Here is a 24,461-nt window from a genome sequence, read left to right on the forward strand (position 1 = left end):
ACGAACGACGACGGGCACCGACCTAACGCTCAAAGCGAAAGGCCGGTGCCCGGCGTCGTACGTTAATTAAGGTCCTTAGAACCAGTGCCCGACCATGTCCAGGAATGGTCCGCTGAAATGCGGCACAATCAAGACGATGCCCAGTGCTACGGCCAGGATGCAGAAACCGAAGCAGATATATGAGCCCCACTTGGCGGCCTGGCTGACGCGTGAGTCGTCGTCCCCGCTGACGGCGGTCAAGCGCACACCCAGGGAATACATGACAACCACAAAACCGGCCCCGACCAAGGTGGTCAGTGCGACGATGACAAAACCAATCCAGTCAATCATTTCTTGCCCTTCTTCGCCGACGACTTCGCCTTGCCCTTAGGCGGCTCCGCGGCCTTTGTCATGGCCTTGAGTACGGCCGTGTCGGCCCGGTCCAGCGCGGCCTGAGCCTTCGCCCGAACTGCCGCCGCCTCCGCGGCACGCTTGGCAGCCTTCTCGGCCTGCTTCTCGGCGGCGCGGGCCTTGGCGGCCAGGCGGTCCCGTTCCTTCTTGCTGGGGATATGCATGGCTTCACCCACGGCGTCCACGTCGCTGATGGCGTTGCTGTGATCGACGGCGTCGCGCTGGGACATGTAGAACATGTACAAGATCGCGCCGAGACCCAGAACGGCCACGATGACAATTCCGACGGTTCCGGTTCGGATCAAAAGCGCTGCAAGACCACCCACAATGGCGGCGGCAGGAAGTGTGAAGAGCCAGCCGAGGCTGATCTTGCCGATGGCGCGCCAGCGCACTGTGGAGCCCTTGCGACCCAGGCCCGAACCAATCACGGAACCGGAGGCGACGTGCGTGGTGGACAGTGCAAAGCCGAGGTGGCTGGATGCCAGGATGGCGGCGGCCGTGCTGGTTTCCGCGGCGAACCCCTGTGCGGGCTTCACATCAGTCAGGCCGGAGCCGAGTGTGCGGATAATGCGCCAGCCGCCGGCGTAGGTTCCACCCGCAATGGCGATGGCACAGGCGGTGATAACCCAAATATGGGGTCCCGTTCCAGCCGTCTGCAACCCGGAGGCCACCAGGACCAAGGTGATTACACCCATGGTCTTTTGGGCGTCGTTGGTGCCGTGAGCCAGGGCCACCAAGGATGAGCTGAACACCTGACCGCGGCGGAATCCGCCACGCTTCTGGGTCAGCTTGTCACCGGAATCCGGGTCGGAGCGCCGGGTGATCCCATAGGCCATCTTGGTACACAGGTACGCGACAAGACCGGCGATGGCGGGGGCCAAGAGCGCGGGGAGGATGACCTTGGAAAGCACCACCGCAAAGTTCACCGCGCCAAAGGACCAGGTGCCCACAATGGCAGCACCGATCAAACCGCCAAACAAGGCGTGCGAGGAACTGGACGGCAGGCCAAGGAGCCAGGTGAACAGATTCCACAACACGGCGCCCATCAAACCGGCAAAGATCATGTCGGCGGTGATGGCGACACCGTTGGGGCCGCCCTCGTTGATGATGCCACCGGAAATGGTCTTGGCGACTTCCGTAGAAAGGAAGGCGCCCACCAAGTTCAGGACGGCGGCAAGAGCCACAGCCGTTTTCGGCTTGATGGCTCCCGTGGCAATGGGGGTCGCCATGGCGTTGGCTGTGTCGTGAAAGCCATTTGTAAAGTCAAAGAAAAGGGCCAGTGCTATGACAAGCACGACCATGAAGGTGAGATCCACCCGAGATCCATTTCTATTGAGGGCAATTGCGAAACTGCAAAGAGTCTAGTCGGACAAATTCGGCTAGCGGCGTTGCGGGCGCTGGTAGCACCTGGTCCCGGCTGAAACCTAACCTTGACGATCCTACGGGGAAATCCGCATGCACCGTTATCTTTAAACGTCCGCCTTGCCCCGTGGGCAGCATTGCACGCTCACGTTGGGCCCACCCCCGAGCACCCAAAACGGGCTACGCTTCTAACACCTAGGAAGAATTTCCCACCGCCGCGGGCCGCAACGCCGTGGGAATGGCGAACAGAATCGGTGGTGTGTGGTGAGCAATGTGGAAGCCGCTCCGCAGGAGCTTCTTTGCCCCAGTGAACCGGGGACGCTGGAGGTGCTTTCGCCCCGGCTGGTGCCCCTTGGCGGGCCCCGGGCCATGACCGTACGGCGAACCCTGCCCCAGCGACGCCGTTCGCTGATTGGCGCTTGGTGCTTTGTGGACCACTACGGCCCGGACGATGTTTCGAGCACCGGCGGCATGGCCGTTCCGCCTCATCCGCACACGGGTCTGCAAACTGTCAGCTGGCTCTTCTCCGGCGAAATTGAGCACACAGACAGTGCTGGATATCACGCCACCGTGCGCCCCGGCGAACTGAATTTGATGACCGCAGGGCGTGGCATCAGCCATTCTGAATATTCCACGAGCGCCACCACCGTGCTCCATGGCGTCCAACTCTGGGTCGCCTTGCCCGAAGATGCCCGCTTCATGGACCCAACGTTCGAGCACTTTCGCCCAACGCAGGTTTACGGACCAGGCAGCCAGCTCAGTGTGTTTTTGGGCACCCTGGCCGGGTCCAGCTCTCCCGTGCGCACGCACTCTCCCCTCTTGGGGGCTGAAATAGTGCTCGACGCCGGAGCCTCGCTGACCGTTGAGGTGGACCCGGGATTTGAGCACGGCTTCCTGGTGGACGCCGGATCGGTCACTGTGGCTTCCCAGGAACTGGCATATGGGGAGTTGGGCTACGTGGGGCCCGGCAGCGAGTCCCTTACTCTCGTGGCGGGCAACGAGCCGGTGCGCTTGCTGCTTATTGGCGGCACTCCGCTGGGTGAATCAATTCTCATGTGGTGGAACTTTGTGGGCCGAAGCCACGAGGAGATTGTGGCGTTCCGGGCAGCCTGGCAGGCGGAAATTGGCGCAGCAGCCGGGCAGCCGCCCTTGCCAGCTGACACCGAGCCGGCAACGCGGTTTGGTCTGCCGGCGCATCAGGCGGACTCACCACTTCCGGCACCGACGCTTCCTACTGTCAGATTGCGTCCCCGGGTCAATCCAAGCTGAGGCGACTTCAAGCCTGCGGCGCGTTAAAGTCCAATGCTGCGCCACTATGAAAGTGGCGCAGCATTGCCGACGAACGGTGCGCAGGTCCCAAGCGGCCTTTAGTCTTTGCTCAGTTGCTCCCGCACCAGCGGTGCCACCTGGGTGCCGTAGAGCTCGATGCTCTTAAGCATCTGCTGGTGCGGCAGGGTGCCGTGGCTGTACTTCAGATCGAAGCGGGAAAGCCCCAGCGCCTTGGACACCTTGACGATCTTAGCCGCCACCGTTTCCGGTGACCCCACCACGAGTGCGCCGTTGGGCCCGGCAGTGGCGTTGAACTGCCCCCGCGTAATGGCCGGCCAGCCACGGTCGCGGCCAATCCGGTTGTGCATGGCCGCATAGTGGGGCCACAGCTCCTCCATGGCCTGCTCATCCGTCTCGGCAATGTGCCCGGGCGAGTGGACGCCGATGGGCTGTTCCGGCATCCCAAATTCCTTCAGGGCACGGTGGTACAGGTCCGTGAACGGTGCAAACTGCAGCGGCTCCCCGCCAATGATCGCCAGCATCAGCGGCAAGCCGTAATGGGCAGCCCTGACAACTGACTGAGGGCTGCCGCCCACTGCCACCCAAGCCTTCAAGTTTCCGTTCTCCAGGTGAGGGTAGACCATCTGCTCGGTCAGTGCCGGGCGCGTTTTTCCGCTCCACGTCACCGGACCCTGCTTGCGGGCCTCGGCAAAGAGTTCAAGCTTTTCCTCAAACAGTTCCTCGTACTGAGCCAGATCCAGTCCAAACAGCGGGAAGGACTCGGTGAAGGAGCCCCTGCCCAAGGTGACTTCCGCGCGGCCATTGGAGACGGCATCGAGGGTGGAAAAGCGCTGGAAAACGCGGATGGGATCATCGGAGCTGAGCACCGTCACGGCCGAGCCCAGGCGAATCTGCTTGGTCTGTCCGGCGATCGCGGCCAGGACCATGTCGGGGGCCGAGATGGCAAAGTCGTCGCGATGGTGTTCGCCGATGCCAAAGTAGTCAAGCCCCAGCTGATCGGCCAGCACTGCCTGTTCGACGACGTCGCGAATCACCTGTGCGGCCTGCTTGGGTGCGCCGTGCTCATCAACTGTGATGTCGCCAAAGGTGTCCAAGCCCAGCTCGATGGTGCCGTTTGTCATGGGAGTGCCGTCCATTTCTGTCGGAAAGTCCGGGATATTCAAAACCCGGAAATTAATATGCGTTTGCATCTACTTTCAAAACCGAGGGCGGTCGGATTCTATTCCCCGCCCGCTCCCATCTGCCGCCTAAGCTTGCCGGATAGCGGCGGCCTTGCGGCGGTACACGGCCAGGAACGTGGAGATGCGTCGCACCGCCTCCTCAATGTCACCGACCGAGGGGAGAATGACGAAACGGAAGTGATCCGGTGTGGGCCAGTGGAAGGCGGTCCCGTGGCTGACCAGAATCTTTTGATCCTGGAGTAGGTCAATCACGAACTTCTCATCGGACTCGATGGGGTACATCGTCGAATCGAGTTTGACGAACAGGTACATGGCCCCGGCCGCTGGTACGCAGGAGACGCCCGGCAGCGCGTTGAGTAGTTCGCTGGCACGGTCCCGCTGGTCGTGCAGGCGCCCGCCGGGCTTGGTGAGATCGTTGATGCTCTGGTAGCCGCCCAGTGAGGTTTGAATGGCATGCTGAGCCGGGACGTTTGAGCAAAGGCGCAGGGAAGCGATCAGTTCCAGCGACTCCTTGAAACCCGCCATGGCGGCGCGTGGGCCGGAGAGAGCTACCCAGCCGGCGCGGTATCCGGGCATCCTGTACGCCTTGGACAAGCCGCTGAAGGTGAGGGTGCAGACGTCGTCGGCCAGTGAGGCCATGTGGATGTGGCGTCGACCGTCGTAGATGATTTTCTCGTAAATTTCGTCGGAGAAGATGACGAGGTCATGCTTGCGGGCCAGCTCCACAAAGGCATCGAGGATGTGTTTGGGGTAGACCGCACCCGTGGGGTTGTTTGGGTTGATGATGACCACGGCGCGGGTGTTGGCGGTGATCTTGGCTTCGACGTCTGCCATGTCCGGCCACCACTGGTTGTCCTCGTCGCACAGGTAATGGACCGGAACCCCGCCGGTGAGTGTGACTGAGGCCGTCCACAGCGGGTAGTCGGGGGCCGGGATCAGGACCTCGTCACCGTTTTCCAAGAACGCCTGCAGGGTCATCGAAATCAGTTCACTGACCCCGTTGCCGACAAAGATGTCATCGACCCCGATCTGCATCAAACCCTGAGTCTGGTAGTACTGGGAGATGGCGGTGCGGGCGGAGAAGATGCCCTTGGAGTCGCTGTAGCCCTGGGCGCCGCGCAAGTGGTGAATCATATCCACCACAATGGATTCAGGGGCCTCCAGGCCAAACGGGGCGGTGTCCCCCAGGTTCATGCGCAGGATCCTGTGCCCCTCCGCCTCCATCTTCTGGGCCGCGTGAAGGATGGGGCCGCGAAGTTCGTAGCGGACGTTGGCCAATTTGCTGGAGTGTTGCATGGGACGCATGTGATCCATCTTCACATAATGCCGGCATCGTTTTGACGTGGTGTCCAAATATCGGGCAGCACGGCAGGCCCGCCTTGGTGGGGCCCGGATACCCGGGCCCCACACTCAGAGCGAACGCTGGAAGCTGGAGAAGGCGCGGACGGCAAGCCAACTCATCACCACGGCCAACGCTGCCAACAGCCCCAGGTCGCCCCACACGGCCGCCCAATCCGGGGCGCCCTGCAACGCTCCGCGCCCGGCAGCCACGGCCCATTCAAAGGGATTGAATCTGGCAATGGTGCGCACCCACTGGGGCGACAAGCCGGTGTCCATGATGGCGGAGCTGAGAAACATCAGCGGGAAGGAGATCAGTTGGGAGATGCCGATGAGAGCCGTTTGCGCTCGGGCTAACAGGGCAACGGCGTTGGAGAAGGCGGCGAAGACGAAAGTCAGCAGCACCGCCGAAAGCAACAGGACCGCAATGCCTAGCCAGCCGCCGTGGAACCTTGCCCCGGCCAGCCAGGCAACACCTAGGACCACGAGCGTTTGTACGAGGGTGAGCACGGCTTGGTAGAGCATGGTGGCGAGGATGAGCGCGCCACGGCTGGTAGGGGCCGCCAGGAAGCGCTCCATGACTCCCCTGTCCATGTCCTGGATGTAGGAGGTTCCCGCCCAGGTACTGCCAAAGAGTGCCATCATCATCACGATCCCCGGCGTCAAAAACACCAGGTAGTCCCCGCCCCCGGTGAAGCCAGGGATGTTGACCACGGACTTGAATAGCTGGCCGAACAGCAGTAGCCAGATGACCGGTTGGATGAGGTTCATGGCCAGGTACATGGGAAAACGGATAAACCCCCGCAGCGCACGGCCGGTCAGAATGAACGTGTGGGTCAATGCCCGCGGGAGAACCATGGTGCTCATGACACACGCTCCCCTGCTGCCGCGCCGTCGTGGGCCGCACCGGCGGCGTAGACATGCCCGGTGTGCCGCAGATACACATCGTCCAGGCTTGGCCGGGACACCGTGGCCGAGGCGACCGTGATGCCGGCCTCCTCCAGCCGGCTCAGAATGACGGGCAGGACCGTGGCCCCGGAATCGGCGCGCCCGCGCAGGAACCTGCCATCGACCAGGGTTTCATGGAGCAGTCCCAAACCGGCAACGATCCCTTGGGCGGCCTTCGTGGTTTCCTCGGCTGCCCGGCTGCCGGGCGGGTCAGCAAGTTCAATCACGACGGCGTCGCCGTGCAGGGCGTCCTTGAGTTCCTCGGGCGTGCCCTCCACCACCACCTTTCCGTGGTTGACGATGGCCAACCGGCTGGCGAGCCTATCCGCCTCCTCCAAATAATGGGTGGTGAGCAGAACCGTCATTTCCTCGGTCCGGGCCATGGATTCCAGCTCGGCCCACATCCCGGCGCGCGCTTCCGGATCCAGGCCGGTGGTTGGTTCGTCAAGGAAAAGCACCTCGGGCCGGTGCATGAGCCCGATGGCGACGTCGAGCTTGCGCGCCATTCCCCCCGAATAGCCCTTGACTAGGCGGTTTCCGGCGTCGGCCAGCGAGAATCGTTCCAACAAATCCCCTGCCCGCGCCTTTGCGTCAGAACTGCTCAGGCCCTGGAGGCGGCCGGCCAGAACCAGGTTTTCCCGGCCCGTGTCCATGGGGTCACATACCTGCTTTTGGGCAACGTAGCCGATCGCGCGACGTACGCGCTCGGGGTGGCGTCCAACGTCGAACCCGGCAACGTACGCTGTGCCGCCGTCAGCCCGTGAGAGTGTGGAAAGGATCCTTACGGCCGTTGACTTACCGGCCCCGTTTGGCCCCAGAAGGCCAAAAATGGTGCCGGGCTCCACGGCGAAACTGAGACCCTGAAGTGCCTGGATGCGCGATTTCCCGCGCCCGCCGGAATAGCTTTTCACCAACGCGCTGGCTTCCAACGCGGGTGCTGATGATGCATGTGCCATGACTGGCTCCTTGGGTGGGAGCCTCCCTTGCGGGCGTCGCTACAGTAAACTGCTGGGTGTGCCTTGAGTTAATTGTTAGCGCAATTCCCTTTGCGGGGAGACTCATTGGATGTTTTACGGCGGCCCGGATGCTCGAACATCCGGGCCGCCTACTTTAACGTGGGACTACTTTTGTTTTGTTTGCTGCGCCGCTCCTTCTCCGGCCGGAAACAGCATGCGGGCCAGGACCACCATGAAAACCACTAACCCGCCCAGCAGCGCCAGCCACGAGAAGGCAAAGCCCACCGTGAAGCTGAGCAGCACAAACAGTGCCAGTGCGATGATCCAGATAACGGCCGTATAGATGCCGAACCGGGCAGCGGCAACGGGGTCCTGGGAGAACCTGTCCATTGCCTGGTAATCGCGTTGCACGGCGCGTATCCACGGCTTCTTGCGGTTGGTCTGCGAAATTCCGAGCTTGATGAATCCCACCACCGAGCCCAATAGGACAAACGCCCCGGCCACCACCAGACCCATTCCGGCCGTGGATACCATGGCCATCAAGGTGAGTCCGGCCACGGCGGCAGCACTTGAGGCGCCGTAGCCGAGTGCTCGGCGCCGGGGAACGGGATAGTTTTGGCTCGTTTCCTGCCGCAGGCTCCAGGTAGTGAGTATGCCGGCAGTTAGCCACAGCACGACAGTCGACAGAACCGCGGCGGCCGCGGACCCGCCGCTAACCAGCACCAGGGCAAACCAGAGCAGGGCGGCGACGGCAACCAGCGACAACAGGACCGCGCCGATCACGAATCCCGAACGGGGTGTGACCTTGTTCAGCGCAAAGGCGCCGGCGTGGGTTGCCGGCACGCTGACGGGCACCTCCGATTCACCGCCGATGATCTCCTGAACGTCCCCCAGTTCTTCGATGGCAGTTGCCGCGGCCTGTTCCGCCGATGTCCCGTCGGTCTGTAGCTCGGCAACACGGGCGGCAAGGTTGGAGCGAATTTCCTCCTTCAGATCCTGCAGGTCCGCCGTCATCTCCAGCCCGGTAAATGCCTCATCGAGGTAGCGGTGGATGTTGGTGTATTCGGCGTGGCTCATGGCGTGCCGCCTTTCACGTTCAGGAGCTTGTTAATGATGTTTTGGGTGGCCGTCCAGTCCTGGACGTTCTTTCTGTACACGGCTCGGCCGGCATCGGTGATGCGGTAGTACTTGCGCCGCCCACCCTGGGTTTCATCGCCCCAACTGGCTTCAACCAGGCCGTCCTTGACCAGGCGCCTGTAGGTGGCATAGAGGGTGGCTTCCTTGATCTCGTAAAGGCCGCCGGTGGCGTCGCGAATGGTCTTGTAAATTTCAAAACCGTACCGTTGGGCATCCCTGAGCACACCCAGGACGATGGTGTCCGTGTGGCCGCGCAGCAGGTCCGCCGCAAACGGTTCGGATTGCGGTTGCTTGTCGACTGGGTTGCTTGCCATAACCAGTACTTTATCAGATCAAGTACTTGATGCGGAAGGGTAAAACCTGTTGGCTTCCAGCCAGGGGTGGGATTGAGTTGTTGAATTTCTCACAATCGGCGCCCGCAAGCAGCCCTAGCACACCCCTCGGAATCCCATGGACGCAGAATGATTGGTAAGCTGAAACGCTGGACCAAGGCCTATTCGGGGAAGCGCCGTCCACTACACTTTTACCCTCAAGGAGACCAAGCCTTCAATGACATCCGTGGCTACTGAATCACTGCGCGAACAGCTCTGGAACCGTCGTTACGACGAGAACATTGCACCCGTCACAGAACTCTGCGACGCTCTTGCTCAAGCTCGACCCGAGCAGCAGGTTGCTTACGTGGATCCGGTTCACGACACCGACGAATGCCGCATCATCAGCTTGTTCTCCAATGTCGGGGAAATGGACTCCTCGGGCTTTGTTACCGCCGGCGACGAGCAGGCAGCAACCCGTCTGCTGGGCATTCACTGGCAGATCGGGCTGCGCCCCAGCCTGGTCATGCCCTGGAACGTGCACCCCTGGTTCACCCCGGGACAGCCTAACGGCCGCTTGACGGCGCCCCAGATCGAGCAGGGCCTGCGCCCGCTGGTGAAGTTCCTGACCCTGGTCCCCCGCGCCACCGCCCTGGTGGCCCACGGCACCGAGGCGCATCGCCTGGCCGATCAGCTGCTCAAGGCCCAGGGCCCCATGCTCTACAAGCGCGGTTTCGGCATCTACAAGGTCCGTTCCTTGAGCGGGCGCAGCTTTGCCGGTTCACCGGAGCGCCAGGAGCAGTGGCTGCTGGAATCCGCCAAGGCTTACGCAGAGTCAATGACCCGCAACGGCATCCCCGTCAAGGGCCGCTAAGGCAACATCCCCCTAGGGGCCCGCAGCAGCCGCGTATTTTCGCCGGTGGCTGCGGGCTCCTTCGCTTTTGCCCGTTGGGAAGGAACGACGCCGGACCCTCCCGCCACTTTCTACGCCCGGCTACTCTGGGGTCATGGATGCAGACGCAGACCCGCAATCCACCAACCGCCGAAAACCTCGCCGCCGGCCCGCCTGGTTGGTGCTCGCCGCGCTTGCAGCCGGCACATTGGCCCTGACCTCCTGCCAGCCGCCGTCCCCCTCGCCGCCGCCGGTATCCAGTAGTCCCCCGGCAGGCCCAGCCGCAGCCGGTGACATCGCCACCGGCCTCGCCGCCCCATGGTCCATGGTTCCCCTGGCAGATGGCACCTTCCTGGTTAGTGAACGGGACTCCGGCCGCATCCTGGAGGTGGGCGCCGACGGGACAAAAAGAACAGTGGGTGAGGTGGCCGGCGTCGTGCACCAGGGCGAGGGCGGGCTGCTGGGCCTGGCCCTGCATGTGGGCTCGTGCCCCAGCCAGGAGCCGCTGGATCCCAACAACCCCTGCTTTGATGTGTACGCGTACCTGACCACCGCTGACGACAACCGAGTGGTGCGGATGCCGCTGCTGGGCGAGTCCGGGAACCGTGGCCTTGGCCCGGCCACGGCCATCATCACCGGCATACCGAAGGCTGGCAACCACAATGGCGGCCGCATCGCGTTCGGCCCCGAAGGTTTGCTCTACACGGGCACAGGCGATGCCGGCAATGGCAACAATGCCCAGAACCCTGCCTCGTTGGGCGGCAAGATCCTGCGCACCACCCGAGACGGCGGCATCCCTTCCGGCAACCCGTTCCCCAACAGCCCCGTCTGGTCGCTGGGCCACAGAAACGTCCAGGGCATTGCCTGGGATGCCCAGGGCCGTATGTGGGCTTCCGAATTTGGCCAGAACACGTGGGATGAGCTCAACCAGATCAGGGCCGGCAACAACTACGGCTGGCCCGTGGTCGAGGGTATGGGCTCGGACAGCCGATTCACCAATCCCGTGCTGCAGTGGCCCACCTCGGAGGCCAGCCCCAGTGGCATCGCGATCGCCGGCACCACGCTCTACATGGCGGCCCTCCGGCGGGAACGCCCCGGGCCGAAGCAAAGTTGGTGGGCGAGCTGGGCAGACTGCGCGATGTGGCATCAACGCCGCAAGGCCGCCTGCTTGTCCTAACGAACAACACAGACGGCCGCGGCACCCCAAGGCAGGGCGACGACAGAATCGTGGAAGTGCCGCCTGGATGACCACCGGTCCTCTGCCGAAGGTGAAGCTACACGCTGACGACTGCGAGGTACGGCTCGACGAGTTCGGCGTAGCGGTCCTTCACGGTGTCGATCACGTCTGCGAAAGGCTGGGCCCAGATGTCCTCGTTGAAGATTTCCACCTCGACGACGCCGTCGTAGCCTGTCTCGGCAACCCACGCACCGATGGAGGCAAAGTCAACAACGCCGTCGCCCATGAACCCGCGGGATAGCAGCGCGTCGGAGGCGATGGGGAGGTTGAAATCGCACACCTGGTAGGAGGCAATGCGACCCTCGGCACCGGCACGGGCAATCACCTCGCGCAGGGACGGGTCCCACCAGACGTGGAAGGTATCAACCACGACGCCGACAGCCTCCACCGGGTGCGGGGCGGCCAGGTCTAGGGCCTGCCCCAGCGTCGAGAGAACGGCACGGTCTGCTGCGAACATGGGGTGCAGCGGCTCAAGAACCAACCGCACGCCGTGTTCCAGCGCGAACGGAACCAGTTCTGCGAGACGGTCCGCCACGCGCTGGCGGGCCAGCACCAGATCCTTTCCGCCAGCCACGGCAACCGCAGCGCCGCCACCGTCGACGGCCCCGGGCGAAACACTGAAGTCGGGCAACCCGCCCACCACCATGATGATCTCGGTGGTGCCCAGGGCCTTGGCTTCAAGGATGGCGGCCTTGTTGTCGGCCAGTGCGGCAGCCTGTCCCGCCTCGTCCGCTGCGGTTAGAAACCCGCCCCGGCACAGGCTGGAGACCTGCAGGCCGGACGCCTTCACCATCTTTACGGCCGCCTCAAGCCCCACCTCGGCCACCTTGTCCCGCCACAGCCCGATATGGGACAGGCCGGCAGCCTTTGTTGCGGCCAGGGCCTCTGCGAGTGAGGCCCTTTTGATCGTGGCAGTGTTGATGGAGAGCTTGTCAAAGTTGCTCATGCGTTGACCTCTTCGGCGACGGTGACCTGGGAGGGAATACCTGAGGCGTTGAGGAAGCCGGCCATGCGGGTGGCGGCCAGCTCCGGGTCAAGCAGCAGACCGGCGGTATTGGCCAGACGGAACAGCTTAGCCAGGTGGTTCAGGTCGCGTCCGGCGTGCAGACCGCCGATCATTTGGAAGCCGGGCTGGAAGCCGTTGAGCCACGCCAGAAACGCAATGCCCGTTTTGTAGTAGTACGTTGGCGCCTCGAAGATGTGCAGGCCCAGATCCCGGGTGGAGTCCAGGATGGCCCGGGCTTCGGCGGGCTGACCGGCGTCGTACGCCTGCAGCGCGGTGGACGCGGCGGGTGCGATCGCGGCGAAGATCCCCAGTAGGGCATCAGAGTAGTTTTCGCCGTCGCCGTCGATGAGCTCCGGGTAGTTGAAGTCGTCGCCGGTGTACAGACGCACGCCCGCTGGAAGTGAGGCGCGCAGTGCAACCTCGTGTCCGGCGTCGAGCAGGGAAACCTTCACCCCGTCAACCTTCGCCGCGTGGGTTTCGATGAGCTGCTGGAACGTGGCCGTAGCGGCGGCGACGTCCTCACTGCCCCAGTAGCCGGCCAGGGCGGGGTCGAACATGGTGCCAAGCCAGTGCAGGACCACGGGTTCCGTGACCTCGGACAGCAAAGTACCGTAGAGCGCCAGGTAGTCGGCAGGGCCCGAGGCAACCTTGGCCAGGGCGCGAGAAGCCATGATGATGACCTTCGCTCCGGAAGCCTCGACAACGGCGATCTGCTCACGGTATGCGGCCAGGACGGCAGCCAATCCAGCTTCACCGGGCTCCACCGTCGCGGGGTCCAGCTGATCTGTGCCGGCACCGCAGGCCAGCAGGTCCCTGACCGTGCGCTCGGGGGTCGCGATGAGTGCGGCCTCGGCGGCGCTGCGGTTGATGAGCTGCTGTGTGGCGGCCCAGTCCAGGCCCATGCCACGCTGGGCGGTGTCCATGGCGTCGGCAATACCCACGCCCCAGCTCCATAGTTCGCGGCGGAACGCCAGGGTGGAGTCCCAGTCGATGTCAGCCGGGGCGCCCGGCACATTGTTACCCAGAACCTTGGGGGTGACGTGGGCTGCGGCGTATACCTTGCGGGAGGTGATCAGTGCGGTGGGCTTGCGCCACGGGCCGGTAGCGTTCAGCGCGAGCGTTTCCAGCTCCCCATCCAGGCGCGGGAGCGTCAATGTAATGGTCATGGTTACAGCTCGATTTCCGGGATGTCCAGGGTGCGGCGCTCGGCGGAGGACTGCAGGCCCAGCTCGGCAAGCTGCACACCGCGGGCTGCGGAAAGCAGGCCATAGCGGTGTTCGCGGCCGGCCACGACATCGCGCAGGAATTCTTCCCACTGCAGCTTGAAGCCGTTGTCGAGATCGGCGTTGGCGGGAACCTCGGCCCACTGCTCGCGGAAGGGTTCGGTGACGGGCAGGTCCGGGTTCCAGACGGGCTTGGGGGTGTTGGCACGCTGCTGGGAGACACACTTGCGCAAGCCGGCCACGGCGGAACCGTGGGTGCCGTCGATCTGGAATTCCACCAACTCGTCACGGTAGACGCGCACGGCCCAAGAGGAGTTGATCTGGCCGATGACGGGATCACCGGCAGGGGTCTCCAGCTCAAAGATGCCGTAAGCGGCGTCGTCGGCCGTTGCCTTGTACTCGACGCCCTGCTCGTCCCAGCGGGCCGGGATGTGCGTGGCGGTCTTGGCGTTGACGCTTTTGACCTTGCCGATGATGCCTTCAAGGACATAGTTCCAGTGGCAGAACATGTCGGTGGTCATGCCGCCGCCATCTTCCTTGCGGTAGTTCCAGGAGGGGCGCTGGGCCGCTTGGTGGTCGCCTTCGAACACCCAGTAGCCGAATTCGCCGCGGATCGAGAGGATGCGGCCGAAGAAGCCTTCCTCGACGAGGCGGCGCAGCTTAACCAGGCCCGGCAGGTACAGCTTGTCGTGCACCACGCCGGCCGTGATGCCGGCGTCTTGGGCGATGCGGGCCAACTCGATGGCTTCTTCGAGGGTTTCGGCCGTGGGCTTCTCCGTGAAGATGTGCTTGCCGTTAGCCATGGCCTTCTTCAGCGTGGCGGCGCGCAGGCTTGTCATCGATGCGTCAAAAACGACGTCGACGGTGGGGTCGGCGATGACGGCGTCCAAGTCAGTGGACCAGTGCTCAACGTTGTGCAGTTCGGCCAGCTCGCGAACCTTTGCTGCGTTGCGGCCGATCAGGATCGGTTCAATGGCAACCTTGGTGCCGTCTTCCAGGGTCAGGCCGGAATCGCGCAGGGGCAGGATGGAACGCAGCAGGTGCTGGCGGTAGCCCATGCGCCCGGTGATGCCGTTCATGGCAATGCGGATGACGGCAGGCTTGGCAGCTGCGGGAGTGGCTTGAGCGGATGTTTGCTCGGAGGTGGCTGTCAGAGTCACGGTCTTCTCCTACGAAGTGGTTGTCAGTGCGTGCCAGGGAGCCCGGCGTGGTTTGTCGTTTGGAAAGCGCTTTCCAATATATGCTGAAGATTCACCACAGGTCAAGGGCAGCTCGTGATCCGCCCCACACCACCGTCATGCCTGCCACCGTCAAACCCAAGGAACTGCAAAGTGCCCGTCAAACTCTCAGAAGTCGCCCGCCATGCAGGCGTTTCCCTGGCCACGGCATCACGCGTACTCAACGGCTCCGCGCGCACTCCTGCCGCCGGGATTTCCGAACGTGTCCAGGCGGCGGCACTTGAGCTCGGGTATGTGGCCAACGCGCAGGCACAGGCACTCGCCCGCTCCACCACCGGACTTTTCGGCCTGGTGGTGCACGACATTGCCGACCCCTACTTTTCCGCCATAGCCCACGGGGTGCAGAAGGTGGCGTTGGGCGCACGTCGCCAGGTACTGCTGGCCAGCACCGACATGGGCGAGGATGCGGAACTGACGGCCGTCAACGCGTTCATCTCCTATCGCACCGATGCCATTGTCTTGGCGGCGTCCCGGCTGGAGACCGAGGACCCCAGACTCAGCAGGGCCCTGGCCCAGTACATAACCAACGGCGGGCGCGTTGTGACCCTGGGCGAGACAAGCATTCCGGGTGCCAAATCTGTCCACGTTGACAACTTCACCGGTGCACGCCAATTGGTCCATGCACTGGCCCAACGTGGGATCGGCCGCTTTGCCATCCTGGCCGGTCCGGCCGAACGAAACACCGCCAGATCCCGCGTGGAAGGATTCATTGCAGCCCTGCAGGACCTTGGCTCGTCTCCCGCCACGCTCATTCATGGTTCATTCGGCAGCCAGGGAGGTTATGAGGCGACTCTTGCCTGCCTAGATTCCCTGGGCATTGAGGCCGGGGCCGGCGCCGAACCGCTATGCCTCCTGGCCGCCAATGACGTCATGGCATTGGGTGCCATGACGGCCCTGCGTTCCCGGGGCCTACGCATCCCCGAAGATGTCCAGGTGGCTGGCTTTGATGACATCCCCACACTGCGCGACCATGCACCCGGACTCACCACCTACAGGCTTCCGCTGGAACGGATTGGCCAGCTTGCGGCGGAACTTGCCCTGAATCCCGACGGCGGCGCAGGGGCTGAGGTTACCGGGGAAGTTATTCTGCGCGAAAGCGCCGGAGCACCACCGCGTCCTTGACGCCCTCCGCACCATCTGGATATCCGGATGCCGCTCCACGCCTCGGCGTTCCAATAGTTGCCTCGGTGGAATGTATCGTCCCCCGCGGAGGTTAGCCCTGTATCAACAAGTGGACTGCCCGCCCTACCGCCTTGGATCCATGAAAGAGAAGCCACCGTGAACATTGTTTTGTGGATTGTCCAAATCCTGCTGGCCGCCATGTTTTTCTCGACAGGACTCATCAAGTGCACTCAGCCCGTCGCGAGGCTGGCCGAAAAAATGTCGTGGGTCACCCACTACAAGCTCGGAACGGTGCGGTTTGTCGGAATCGCCGAAACACTGGGCGCCATCGGTCTGATCCTGCCGCAGGCCACAGGCATTGCCCCCATCCTCACACCTATTGCAGCCGTGGCCCTTGCCGTTGTTATGGTGCTCGCATCCCGTTATCACCTGATCCACAAGGAGTTCAGCGGCATCGGCATCAACGCCGTTCTTTTTGTCCTGGCCGTTTTTGTGGCCTGGGGCCGCTTCGCGAGCCTCGCGGGCTAAGACCTTCGCGGGGGCCTGCGAGCGCAGCGAGGATAGCTGCAGCGTGGTGGCCGCGCCCCGGGAGGAGCGCCTCGGGGATGGATCGAATATATCTTCGAACAAGCGTCGGTTTCCTTGAGGCTCACGGCTTGGTCCGCCGAACGAACATAAGTGGCAATCTTTCAGGCTCACCGTGCCGCTTCGGGACTAGCATGGTTAGTTGACAGAGGTAACCAAGATGCCCCTGCCCCATGATCTACCAAGGGGCTGATAAGCGTGAACCTTGCACGGGCACAAGCTGGCGAGAAGGGCTCAATTCGACGGACTCGAGACTTGGCCAAACCGCACTACAAATGGATTGTCCTTTCCAACACCACACTGGGTGTGCTGATGGCTTCGATCAATTCCTCGATCATGCTCATTGCCTTGCCCGATATTTTCCGCGGCGTGGGCATCAATCCGCTGGCCCCCGGTAATACCAGCCTCCTTTTGTGGCTCATCATGGGCTACATGGTGGCCACTGCCGTTCTAGTTGTCGGCTTTGGGCGGCTGGGTGACATGTACGGCCGGGTCAAAATGTACAACGCCGGCTTCGCTATCTTCACGGTGTTTTCTATCCTGCTGGCCGTGACATGGATGCAAGGCACCCCCGCGGTGATGTGGATGATCGTGATGCGCATCCTGCAGGGGGTGGGCGGGGCCATGTTGATGGCCAACTCCAACGCCATCATCACCGACGCGTTCAGCGTTGACCAACGTGGACTGGCACTGGGCCTGAACCAGGTGGCGGGCATTGCTGGCGCGTTCCTGGGTCTCATTATCGGTGGGCTGCTGGGCCCCATCGACTGGCGCCTGGTCTTCCTGGTCTCCGTACCTGTGGGTCTCTTCGGCACCATCTGGGCGTACCTGCGCCTTCACGACAACGGGATTCGGCAACCGGCAAAGCTTGACTGGTGGGGAAACCTAACGTTCGCTGCCGGACTCGTCTCCGTTCTGGTGGGCATCACCTACGGTATCCAGCCCTACGGGAACCACACCATGGGCTGGACGAACCCGTGGGTGCTGGGCGCCCTGGTGGGAGGCGTCGTGGTCCTGGGGATTTTTGCGGTTGTGGAAAGCCGTGTTGCCGAGCCCATGTTTGAGCTTTCCCTGTTCCGCATACGGGCGTTCACTGCGGGAAATCTTGCCAGCCTACTCTCGGCCATCGGCCGCGGCGGGCTCATGTTCATCCTGATCATCTGGTTGCAGGGCATCTGGCTCCCCCGGCACGGCTACAGCTTTGCCGACACCCCCCTGTGGGCCGGCATCTACATGCTGCCGCTAACCGCAGGGTTCCTGGTGGCCGGCCCCATCTCCGGGGCAATCTCCGATCGACGTGGCGCCAGGCTGCTCTCCACCGGCGGCATGATGGTGGCGGCCCTGAGCTTCGTGTGGCTGCTACTGCTGCCGGTGGACTTCGACTACTGGAGCTTCGCCCTGGCGCTGCTGCTCAACGGTATTGGCATGGGCCTGTTCGCGGCACCCAACCGGGCAGGAATCATGAACAGCCTGCCCCCCAACCGTCGCGGGGTGGGCGCCGGAATGAGCACCACCTTCCAAAATTCGGCCATGGTGCTCTCCATCGGCATCTTCTTCTCACTCATGATCACCGGACTGGCCCGATCCTTGCCAGCTACCCTGAGTTCTGGACTGACAGCCCATGGCGTCAGCGCCGTCGACGCCGAAAGAGTGGCTAACCTGCCCCCAGTCTCCGTGCTCTTTTCTTCACTGCTGGGCTACAACCCGGTACAAACATTGCTTGGCCCCACCGCACTGGCCAAACTTTCACCGGCCGACGCCGCCTACCTCACCGGCCGCGGCTTCTTCCCAACGCTGATCTCCGGCCCGTTCGCCGACGGACTCGCCGTGGCTTTTGGCTTCGCGATCATTGCGTGCCTGGTGGCGGCGGCAGCCTCTGCCTTGCGCGGTGGCAAGTACGCCTACCCCGAACCCGCAACGGTCACAGTCCCCCAGCCAAGCACTGCCAGGAAACACGCACGGAGCGATTCCCACGGTGTTTCCAGCCACCCCTTGACCATTGCGCACAAAGGGCCTGAAATGGAAGTAGAGGACCGGCTCGATTGATGTCGGACCCACGGTGAACGCCCGGACAGGACGTTCCCGGACTGTTTGATCGGGAGGTGCCGTCATGGTCATTGCAACCCTGGGCGTTCTGGTGGTGCTCGTGGCGCTGACAACTGGCGCTACGGTATGGCTTATCAAAACCCGCCCTGCACAAGAACAGGATCCCGACAGCAAATTTTGGTACGGCTTTGCAGGCCTGTGCATCGTGGTGCCGACCATCCTGATCACTGCCTCAGCCAGCGCCTTGGCAGCGGCGTCGCTGGCGGCTGTCGCCGTCGTGACCGGCTGTTGGGCGAACAAAATCGTCTCGCGAAGCATGGCAAGCAGAATCGCCGCCGTGGCATATTCACTGCGGGCATCTGAGGACGCCGCATTGACCGCCCGGCACCACCAGATCCTGACGCGCTGGAGCCACTACGAACTGGATCCCGGGGCCGCCATCGACTTCCCCGCCATGAGTGACGTCCGGGTTCCGGAGACGTCCGCCCTGGTCAAAGCAGCCGCGCTGGCCGAACAACTACGCCGCGACACACTGGGTGAACCCGGGTACCAGGAAGCCATCACACTGTTGGAGCTCGCCTTCGAGCGGGCCGAACGGGCCGCCATGACAAGCAATCCCACCTGACACCAGCCAACAACACGGCGCGGAGCTGCCATGGAACCTTGCGGGGGAAGTATCCATCCATTTACGCCGTCTTGATTGGTGCATGCCATGAACAGTTCAACCAGCCCCTCACATCCTGCCGCGGACTCCCCGGCCAACGTCCCACTTGCCGGCAGTGAACGCCAGCCGGCCCCGCATAGTTCACCGGCCGCCACGGGCCACCCGCTCCCGGTTGAAGATGAGACGTTGGAAATCAGTGTCTATCTGCGCCGCCAGCAGCAGGTTCCGGAGGCGGAGCTGCCCGGCGGTCCCCCAACCACCACCACCCCAGCCAGCTATGGTGCCAGTGCCGAAGACATCAAGCTGGTCACCACGACTCTCACGGCGCTGGGCGCCACAGTCACCGAAGCAGACCCACTGACACGGCGCCTGCGGGTCTCCGGGCGTGCGGGTGATCTCGCCGCCATCTTTGGCACCCACCTCCAACGGGTGTCCAGCGTTGCCCCCAACAAGGAAACCGTCACCCACCGCGAACGCACCGGCGGGCTAACCGTGCCAGCAGCACTGGACGGGGTGATCACGGCCGTGCTGGGCCTCGACGACAGGCCGGCCAGCCGGGCCCAGTTTCACCTCACCCCCGCAGCGGCCGGCAACGTAAGCTACACGCCCCTGGAATTGGGCAGCATCTACAGCTTCCCGGCGGGCACCGACGGGAGCGGCGAAACCATCGCCATCATCGAACTCGGCGGCGGCTTTGACCAAGCCGATCTGGACACCTACTTTGCGCAACTGGGCATCACCACACCCACGGTGAGCGCCGTGGGTGTTGATGGTGCGGTCAATGTGCCAGGAGGGGACCCTCAAGGGGCCGACGGCGAGGTCCTCCTAGACGTTGAGGTGGCGGGGGCTCTGGCCCCACGTGCCGCCATCAAAGTCTATTTTGCCCCCAACACCGACGCCGGGTTTGTGGACGCCGTCAACCAAGCCGCCCATGACACGCCCACCCCTGCCGCGATGAGTATCAGCTGGGGGCAGAGCGAGGACCAGTGGACGGCCCAGGCGCGCACCGCCATGGACAACGCCTTCATCGATGCAACCCTGCTGGGGGTCACGGTGACGGTCGCCGCGGGAGACAACGGAAGCGCCGACGCCACGGCCGACGGAAAGAACCACGTGGACTTTCCTGCCTCCAGCCCGCACGCAGTGGGGTGTGGCGGCACCCGCCTGTTGGCCAACCCTAAAACAGGCGCCGTTAGTGCCGAAACCGTCTGGAACGACTCCACCAGTTCCGCCACCGGCGGCGGCGTCAGCGACACCTTTCCGCTCCCGGCGTGGCAGGACCACATCACCGTTGCGGCGGGCAGCACAGCACCAGCTGCCCCGAAGGGCCGTGGCGTGCCAGATGTTGCGGCGGTGGCCGACCCCCAGACCGGCTACCAGGTCAGGGTGGACGGTACGGACATGGTCATTGGCGGCACCAGTGCCGTAGCCCCCTTGTGGGCAGCCCTGATTGCCCGCCTGGCCCAGCACCAGGGCCACGGACTGGGATTGATACAACCGGCCCTGTACGCGGGCCTGACCGCCAGCGCCACGGCGCCAGGGTTCCGCGACATCACCAAGGGAAACAACGGCAGCTACCAGGCCACGCTTGGGTGGGATGCCTGCACCGGGCTTGGCGTCCCGGTGGGCACGGCACTGCTCACGGGACTTACCACCCCATAACGCAAGCTAGGTGGCGGCCGCCACATAGCTTGCGGTCAGGGGCCGCTGGTGGGCTCGGAGGTCGCCGCCGGTGCCGGGTCCTGCGTGGCAGCAGGCGCCTGCGGAACCACGGGCGCAGGCTGAGCTGGAGCCTGCGGGGCTGGCGCCTGCACCTGGCTGGGAGCTACGGCACCGCTATTCGCCAGCGGGTTGTTGACACCGGCGATCAGTGGCGCCGTCTGGCTGAGCATGGATGCCGGTGGTTGGGTCAACGACCCCGGTGCCATGCCCGGTTGACCGGCGGCGGCGTTCATGACGCCAGCCCACTGTGTCCCGGCCAAGTTGGCGCCGTCCACAACACCCCAGTAGTGGCCATTGATAGTGATGTTCTGGTTATAGAAGGCGGGCCCATTGCCCTTGTAGCTGCCAAACCATGAAGCGGTTGCGATCCCACTGTTCGCCCCGACGGTCCAGGTGTCGATGTTGTAGTCGGTGGTGCCGGTCTTGGCGAAGGAATTGGACTTGTCGTTGAGCGGGATTTGGTAGCCCGAACCGCGCACCAGCATGTTCTGCAGCGCATAGGTGACTCCTGCCGCCACTTTGGCACTGACGGTTTGCTGACAATTGGCGCCAGGAACCGGGTACGCCTTGCCCGAACCGTCAGTCACCGAGACCAAGGCGATGGGATCGCAACGAGTACCGCCGCTGGCGAAGGTTGCCATCATGGTTGCCATGTCGATGGGTGCCACGTTGTGGGTACCAATCAGACTGGAGATATCGGAGACGTCATAGGGCTTGTTGGTGAGGCCGTCCTTGATACCGGTGGCCGTCGCCATTTTCTGGATGTTGCAAAAATCCAGCTGCGTAGCCGTTTGGAACGTGATGGTGTTGATGGAGTTGTACAGACCTTCAAAGGCTGTCATCGGGTAGTAGTGGTCGGGATCGTCATTGGGCAGCAACAAGCTCCCACCGCCGGCCGCGGGGTCGTATGCCCCGCCCGTGGTGCCGCAGGAGTTTTTCCAGGGATAGCCCAACGGGTACTTCCGCACGGCACCATTGATCACCGTCATCATGGAGTGACCACTATTAAGCCATTCGGCAAAGACAATGGGCTTGAAGGTGGAACCGGGTTGGAAGCCGCCGGCGCCGTTGAGGGGCAGGCCATTGGCGTCGTTGACGGGCAGGGCAAAATTGCCCATATAGTTTCCGGGGGCCGCCGCCGGGTTGTAGATGGTGTTTTGGGCCATGGTCAGGACCTTGCCGGTCCCCGGCTGGACACTGACTACGGCGGCACCACGTTGCAACGGGTCTGTGGGAGCAATGGTGGCATTCACCTGGTCCTGGGCCACGTTCTGCAGGGCCGGATCCAGGGTGGTCTTGATGGTCAGTCCGCCCTGCAACAACAGCTTGGTGCGCTCCTCCGTGGTGGCCCCGAACGCGGTGTCGTTGAGGATCAGCTGCTGCACGTAGTCACAGAAGTAGGGGGCCGTAGATGCTGCAACGCAGCCCTGCGCTGGCTTGTTGACGTCAAGGGTCAGCGGCGCCTTCACCGCTTCGTCGTACTCCTTCTGGGTAATCTTCTTTTGGGTCAGCATGTTGGCCAGGACGTCGTTGCGGCGGGTCACCACATGGTCAGGCTCGGTGATGGGGTCGTAGTAGCTGGGGCTGTTGACCACGCCCGCCAGCGCGGCTGCCTGGGCCAGTGTCAGGTCCTTGGCGGTGGTGTTGAAGTACAGTTTCGCGGCGGCCTCGATCCCGTAGGCGCCGTTGCCGAAGTAGATGATGTTCAGGTAGCCGGCAAGGATGTCGTCCTTGGACATGTCCTTTTCCATGCCGATGGCCAGCTTCATCTCATTGATCTTGTCGCCCAGTGTCTTTTGCTGGCCAAGTTTCACGGCGTCGGTTTTTCCGTTGGACACCAACTGTTCAATGATGATGTTGTTCACGTACTGCTGGGTGATGGTGGAGGCACCCTCGCGGCCGCCCTTCACTGTTGCCACCAGTGCCCGCAGGATGCCCGTCATGTCGATGCCGCCATGCTCGTAAAACCGTGCGTCCTCAATGGAGACGATCCCGTTCTTGATGTACGGGGACATATCCGCGAGTTTCACGTCCTGCCGGTCCTGGGCGTAAAAGGAAGCGATCAGGGAACCATCCGAGGCCAACACCTTGGTGGTCTGTGCCGGAGGGGCAGTGGAAAGGGTGCTGGGGAGTTGGTTCATCACCGTGTTGGTCCCTGCCACGGCGGCCGTGGCCAGGGCACCCATGGGAACCAAAAATGCCGCCAAAAGGACCCCGCACAGGCCACAGATCACAAAGAGTTTGACGAGGTTTGCCATGGCAGTGCCACTGTCCCGCCATCCTGAATTCGGTTTTGCGCCTTGCGATCCCGTGGGCATGTGGTGCGTGCCTTCCTGGTAAGTGTGGCGTTGCCGCCGTCCTGATTCATGCCACCAAGGCACTTCTAGAGTTTGCGCCTCCAAGGTGGGAATTACCTGAACGATGCCCGCCAACAACCCATAAATGTGGATGATTCCCGTTTGAGTCTGCCCGGCGCGTGCCCTCAGAACGGCGCGGACGTATGCTTACGACCATGGCCAAATTCTTTGATATCCATCCCGATGACCCGCAACCGCGTTTGATAAGCCAGGTGGTGGAGGTATTGAAATCTGGCGGCTTGATCGCCTACCCCACCGACTCTTGCTACGCGCTGGGCGCGCAAATAGGCAACAGGGAGGCGCTGGAGCGGATCCGCAGCATCCGCAACCTGGACAGCAAGCACCACTTCACCCTTGTCTGCAAGGATTTTGCGCAGCTGGGACAGTTTGTGGCCGTGGACAACGACATTTTCCGCAGCATCAAAGCCGTCACCCCGGGCCCCTACACGTTCATCCTGCCCGCCACCAAGGAAGTCCCCAAGCGCCTGCTGCATCCCAAGAAGAAGACAGTGGGCGTGCGTATTCCCAGCAGCACCCTGATTAGCGCCATCCTGGCCGAGCTGGGCGAGCCGCTGCTCTCCAGCACTCTGTTGCTGCCGGGCGAGGAGGAGCCACTGACCCAGGGTTGGGAAATCAAGGAAACCCTGGATCACGTGGTGGACGCCGTCATCGACAGCGGTGAAGTTGGCGCCGAACCCACCACCGTGGTCGATTTCTCCAGTGGAAGCGCCGAAGTGGTGCGCCGCGGCATGGGCGATCCCTCCCGCTTCGAATAAACGTACGTGGCCCGGCTGGCCCCTAGACCAAAGTGCACTTGAATGACTAGCGTGTAGACAGGGTCACCTGCCACGGGTGACCACCAGGCAAAGGAGCATCACATGGCAGTCAAAAGGACCAACCACGCCGGCTACACAGTTCCTGGCCTGACGCTGCAGGACGGTCACAAGGTGGGTGCCCTGTTGCAGGCCCGCCTCCACGCACTCAACGACCTTCAACTGTCACTCAAGCATGCGCACTGGAATGTGGTGGGTCGGGATTTCATCAGCGTCCACGAAATGCTCGACCCCCAAATCGACATTGTGCGTGCCATGGTGGATGAGACGGCCGAACGCATCGCCACCTTGGGAGTGTCCCCCAACGGCTTGCCCGGTGCCTTGGTTACCGCACGGTCTTGGGACGACTACGCCATTGGGCGCGCCGGCACGGCCGCCCACCTTGCCGCCCTGGATGTGGTCTACTCGGGTTTCCTTTCCAGCCACCGCAAGGCCCTGGCCGAGGTGTCGGTCCTGGATCCCATCACGGAAGACCTGCTGATCGGCCAGTGTGGCAAGCTCGAATTGTTCCAGTGGTTCATGCGCGCCCACCTGGAGGACGACGACGGTGACCTGCTGACCGCGGGTGCCAAGACTGAGCGGTCCGCGGCCAATAAGGCCAAGTAGTCTCCCCGGCACGAACC

The 24,461-nt window shown here is 63.1% G+C and carries 22 protein-coding genes; 10 read left to right on the forward strand and 12 right to left on the reverse strand.

Features of this window, described 5'->3' with window-relative positions:
- Nucleotides 1-75 precede the first annotated feature (75 nt).
- The gene (locus CXQ94_RS16150; protein ID WP_104091602.1) at nt 76-330 is read right to left on the reverse strand and encodes a hypothetical protein; all 255 of its coding nucleotides are present in this window, start codon (nt 328-330) and stop codon (nt 76-78) included.
- Nucleotides 327-1,706, reverse strand: a complete 1,380-nt coding sequence (locus tag CXQ94_RS16155; protein WP_104091603.1) for an inorganic phosphate transporter — start codon at nt 1,704-1,706, stop codon at nt 327-329. Before CXQ94_RS16155 ends, CXQ94_RS16150 begins: the two co-directional genes overlap by 4 nt.
- Nucleotides 1,707-2,016: 310 nt before the next feature.
- Between CXQ94_RS16155 and CXQ94_RS16160 the strand changes: the two genes are divergently transcribed.
- Nucleotides 2,017-3,021, forward strand: coding sequence for a pirin family protein (locus tag CXQ94_RS16160; RefSeq protein ID WP_104091604.1), 1,005 nt, complete (start codon nt 2,017-2,019; stop codon nt 3,019-3,021).
- Between the two features lie 98 nt (nt 3,022-3,119).
- Here the strand turns inward: CXQ94_RS16160 and CXQ94_RS16165 are convergent, their stop codons facing one another.
- From CXQ94_RS16165 to CXQ94_RS16190, 6 genes are all read right to left on the reverse strand, one after another.
- Nucleotides 3,120-4,163 carry an LLM class flavin-dependent oxidoreductase gene (locus tag CXQ94_RS16165; RefSeq protein ID WP_181034255.1) on the reverse strand — a complete coding sequence of 348 codons (1,044 nt, stop codon included), beginning with the start codon at nt 4,161-4,163 and terminating at the stop codon, nt 3,120-3,122.
- A 126-nt stretch (nt 4,164-4,289) separates the two neighbouring features.
- The gene (locus tag CXQ94_RS16170; RefSeq protein WP_104091605.1) at nt 4,290-5,528 is read right to left on the reverse strand and encodes a pyridoxal phosphate-dependent aminotransferase; all 1,239 of its coding nucleotides are present in this window, start codon (nt 5,526-5,528) and stop codon (nt 4,290-4,292) included.
- Between the two features lie 105 nt (nt 5,529-5,633).
- On the reverse strand, nt 5,634-6,428 hold the full coding sequence (locus CXQ94_RS16175; RefSeq protein ID WP_104091606.1) for an ABC transporter permease: 795 nt from the start codon (nt 6,426-6,428) through the stop codon (nt 5,634-5,636).
- Nucleotides 6,425-7,465 (reverse strand): ATP-binding cassette domain-containing protein, encoded by a 1,041-nt coding sequence (locus tag CXQ94_RS16180; RefSeq protein WP_104091607.1) that lies wholly within the window; start codon nt 7,463-7,465, stop codon nt 6,425-6,427. Before CXQ94_RS16180 ends, CXQ94_RS16175 begins: the two co-directional genes overlap by 4 nt.
- Before the next feature lie 165 nt (nt 7,466-7,630).
- Nucleotides 7,631-8,542 (reverse strand): permease prefix domain 1-containing protein, encoded by a 912-nt coding sequence (locus CXQ94_RS16185; RefSeq protein ID WP_104091608.1) that lies wholly within the window; start codon nt 8,540-8,542, stop codon nt 7,631-7,633.
- Nucleotides 8,539-8,916, reverse strand: a complete 378-nt coding sequence (locus CXQ94_RS16190; protein WP_104091609.1) for a PadR family transcriptional regulator — start codon at nt 8,914-8,916, stop codon at nt 8,539-8,541. The genes CXQ94_RS16185 and CXQ94_RS16190 overlap by 4 nt, the downstream gene beginning before the upstream one ends.
- A 235-nt stretch (nt 8,917-9,151) precedes the next feature.
- Between CXQ94_RS16190 and CXQ94_RS16195 the strand changes: the two genes are divergently transcribed.
- Together CXQ94_RS16195 and CXQ94_RS16200 are read left to right on the forward strand one after the other, a co-directional pair.
- Entirely contained in the window at nt 9,152-9,787 is a 636-nt protein-coding gene (locus CXQ94_RS16195) for a hypothetical protein (RefSeq protein WP_104091610.1), read from the forward strand.
- A 133-nt stretch (nt 9,788-9,920) separates the two neighbouring features.
- Nucleotides 9,921-10,982: a sorbosone dehydrogenase family protein gene (locus CXQ94_RS16200; protein ID WP_258067132.1), complete on the forward strand. Its 1,062-nt coding sequence runs from the start codon at nt 9,921-9,923 to the stop codon at nt 10,980-10,982.
- 97 nt (nt 10,983-11,079) lie between these two features.
- Here CXQ94_RS16200 and CXQ94_RS16205 read toward each other — a convergent pair whose 3' ends face one another.
- From CXQ94_RS16205 to CXQ94_RS16215, 3 genes are read right to left on the reverse strand one after another with little or no spacing between them, the layout of a single operon-like run.
- Nucleotides 11,080-11,988, reverse strand: coding sequence for a sugar phosphate isomerase/epimerase (locus CXQ94_RS16205; RefSeq protein ID WP_104091611.1), 909 nt, complete (start codon nt 11,986-11,988; stop codon nt 11,080-11,082).
- Nucleotides 11,985-13,214, reverse strand: a complete 1,230-nt coding sequence (locus CXQ94_RS16210; RefSeq protein ID WP_104091612.1) for a dihydrodipicolinate synthase family protein — start codon at nt 13,212-13,214, stop codon at nt 11,985-11,987. Before CXQ94_RS16210 ends, CXQ94_RS16205 begins: the two co-directional genes overlap by 4 nt.
- Nucleotides 13,215-13,216: 2 nt before the next feature.
- Complete coding sequence (locus CXQ94_RS16215) at nt 13,217-14,350, reverse strand: Gfo/Idh/MocA family protein (RefSeq protein ID WP_104091646.1); 1,134 nt, start codon at nt 14,348-14,350, stop codon at nt 13,217-13,219.
- 252 nt (nt 14,351-14,602) lie between these two features.
- Between CXQ94_RS16215 and CXQ94_RS16220 the strand changes: the two genes are divergently transcribed.
- The 5 genes from CXQ94_RS16220 to CXQ94_RS16240 all read left to right on the forward strand — a co-directional run bounded on the left by CXQ94_RS16220 (nt 14,603) and on the right by CXQ94_RS16240 (nt 20,588).
- Nucleotides 14,603-15,631 carry a LacI family DNA-binding transcriptional regulator gene (locus CXQ94_RS16220; RefSeq protein WP_104091613.1) on the forward strand — a complete coding sequence of 343 codons (1,029 nt, stop codon included), beginning with the start codon at nt 14,603-14,605 and terminating at the stop codon, nt 15,629-15,631.
- 156 nt (nt 15,632-15,787) lie between these two features.
- Complete coding sequence (locus tag CXQ94_RS16225; RefSeq protein WP_104091614.1) at nt 15,788-16,159, forward strand: DoxX family protein; 372 nt, start codon at nt 15,788-15,790, stop codon at nt 16,157-16,159.
- Between the two features lie 255 nt (nt 16,160-16,414).
- On the forward strand, nt 16,415-18,262 hold the full coding sequence (locus tag CXQ94_RS16230; protein WP_258067133.1) for an MFS transporter: 1,848 nt from the start codon (nt 16,415-16,417) through the stop codon (nt 18,260-18,262).
- A gap of 64 nt (nt 18,263-18,326) precedes the next feature.
- Nucleotides 18,327-18,887, forward strand: coding sequence for a hypothetical protein (locus tag CXQ94_RS16235; RefSeq protein ID WP_104091615.1), 561 nt, complete (start codon nt 18,327-18,329; stop codon nt 18,885-18,887).
- Nucleotides 18,888-18,974: 87 nt separating this feature from the next.
- Nucleotides 18,975-20,588 carry a protease pro-enzyme activation domain-containing protein gene (locus CXQ94_RS16240; RefSeq protein ID WP_104091616.1) on the forward strand — a complete coding sequence of 538 codons (1,614 nt, stop codon included), beginning with the start codon at nt 18,975-18,977 and terminating at the stop codon, nt 20,586-20,588.
- 35 nt (nt 20,589-20,623) lie between these two features.
- Here CXQ94_RS16240 and CXQ94_RS16245 read toward each other — a convergent pair whose 3' ends face one another.
- Complete coding sequence (locus CXQ94_RS16245; protein ID WP_104091648.1) at nt 20,624-22,906, reverse strand: transglycosylase domain-containing protein; 2,283 nt, start codon at nt 22,904-22,906, stop codon at nt 20,624-20,626.
- Nucleotides 22,907-23,160: 254 nt separating this feature from the next.
- On the opposite strand from CXQ94_RS16245, the gene CXQ94_RS16250 reads away from it, so the two are divergent.
- Together CXQ94_RS16250 and CXQ94_RS16255 are read left to right on the forward strand one after the other, a co-directional pair.
- Entirely contained in the window at nt 23,161-23,781 is a 621-nt protein-coding gene (locus CXQ94_RS16250) for an L-threonylcarbamoyladenylate synthase (RefSeq protein WP_104091649.1), read from the forward strand.
- Nucleotides 23,782-23,883: 102 nt separating this feature from the next.
- Nucleotides 23,884-24,444, forward strand: coding sequence for a Dps family protein (locus tag CXQ94_RS16255; RefSeq protein ID WP_104091617.1), 561 nt, complete (start codon nt 23,884-23,886; stop codon nt 24,442-24,444).
- Nucleotides 24,445-24,461 lie beyond the last annotated feature (17 nt).

It is taken from the genome of Arthrobacter sp. GMC3 (assembly GCF_002929305.1).
Taxonomy (GTDB): domain Bacteria; phylum Actinomycetota; class Actinomycetes; order Actinomycetales; family Micrococcaceae; genus Specibacter.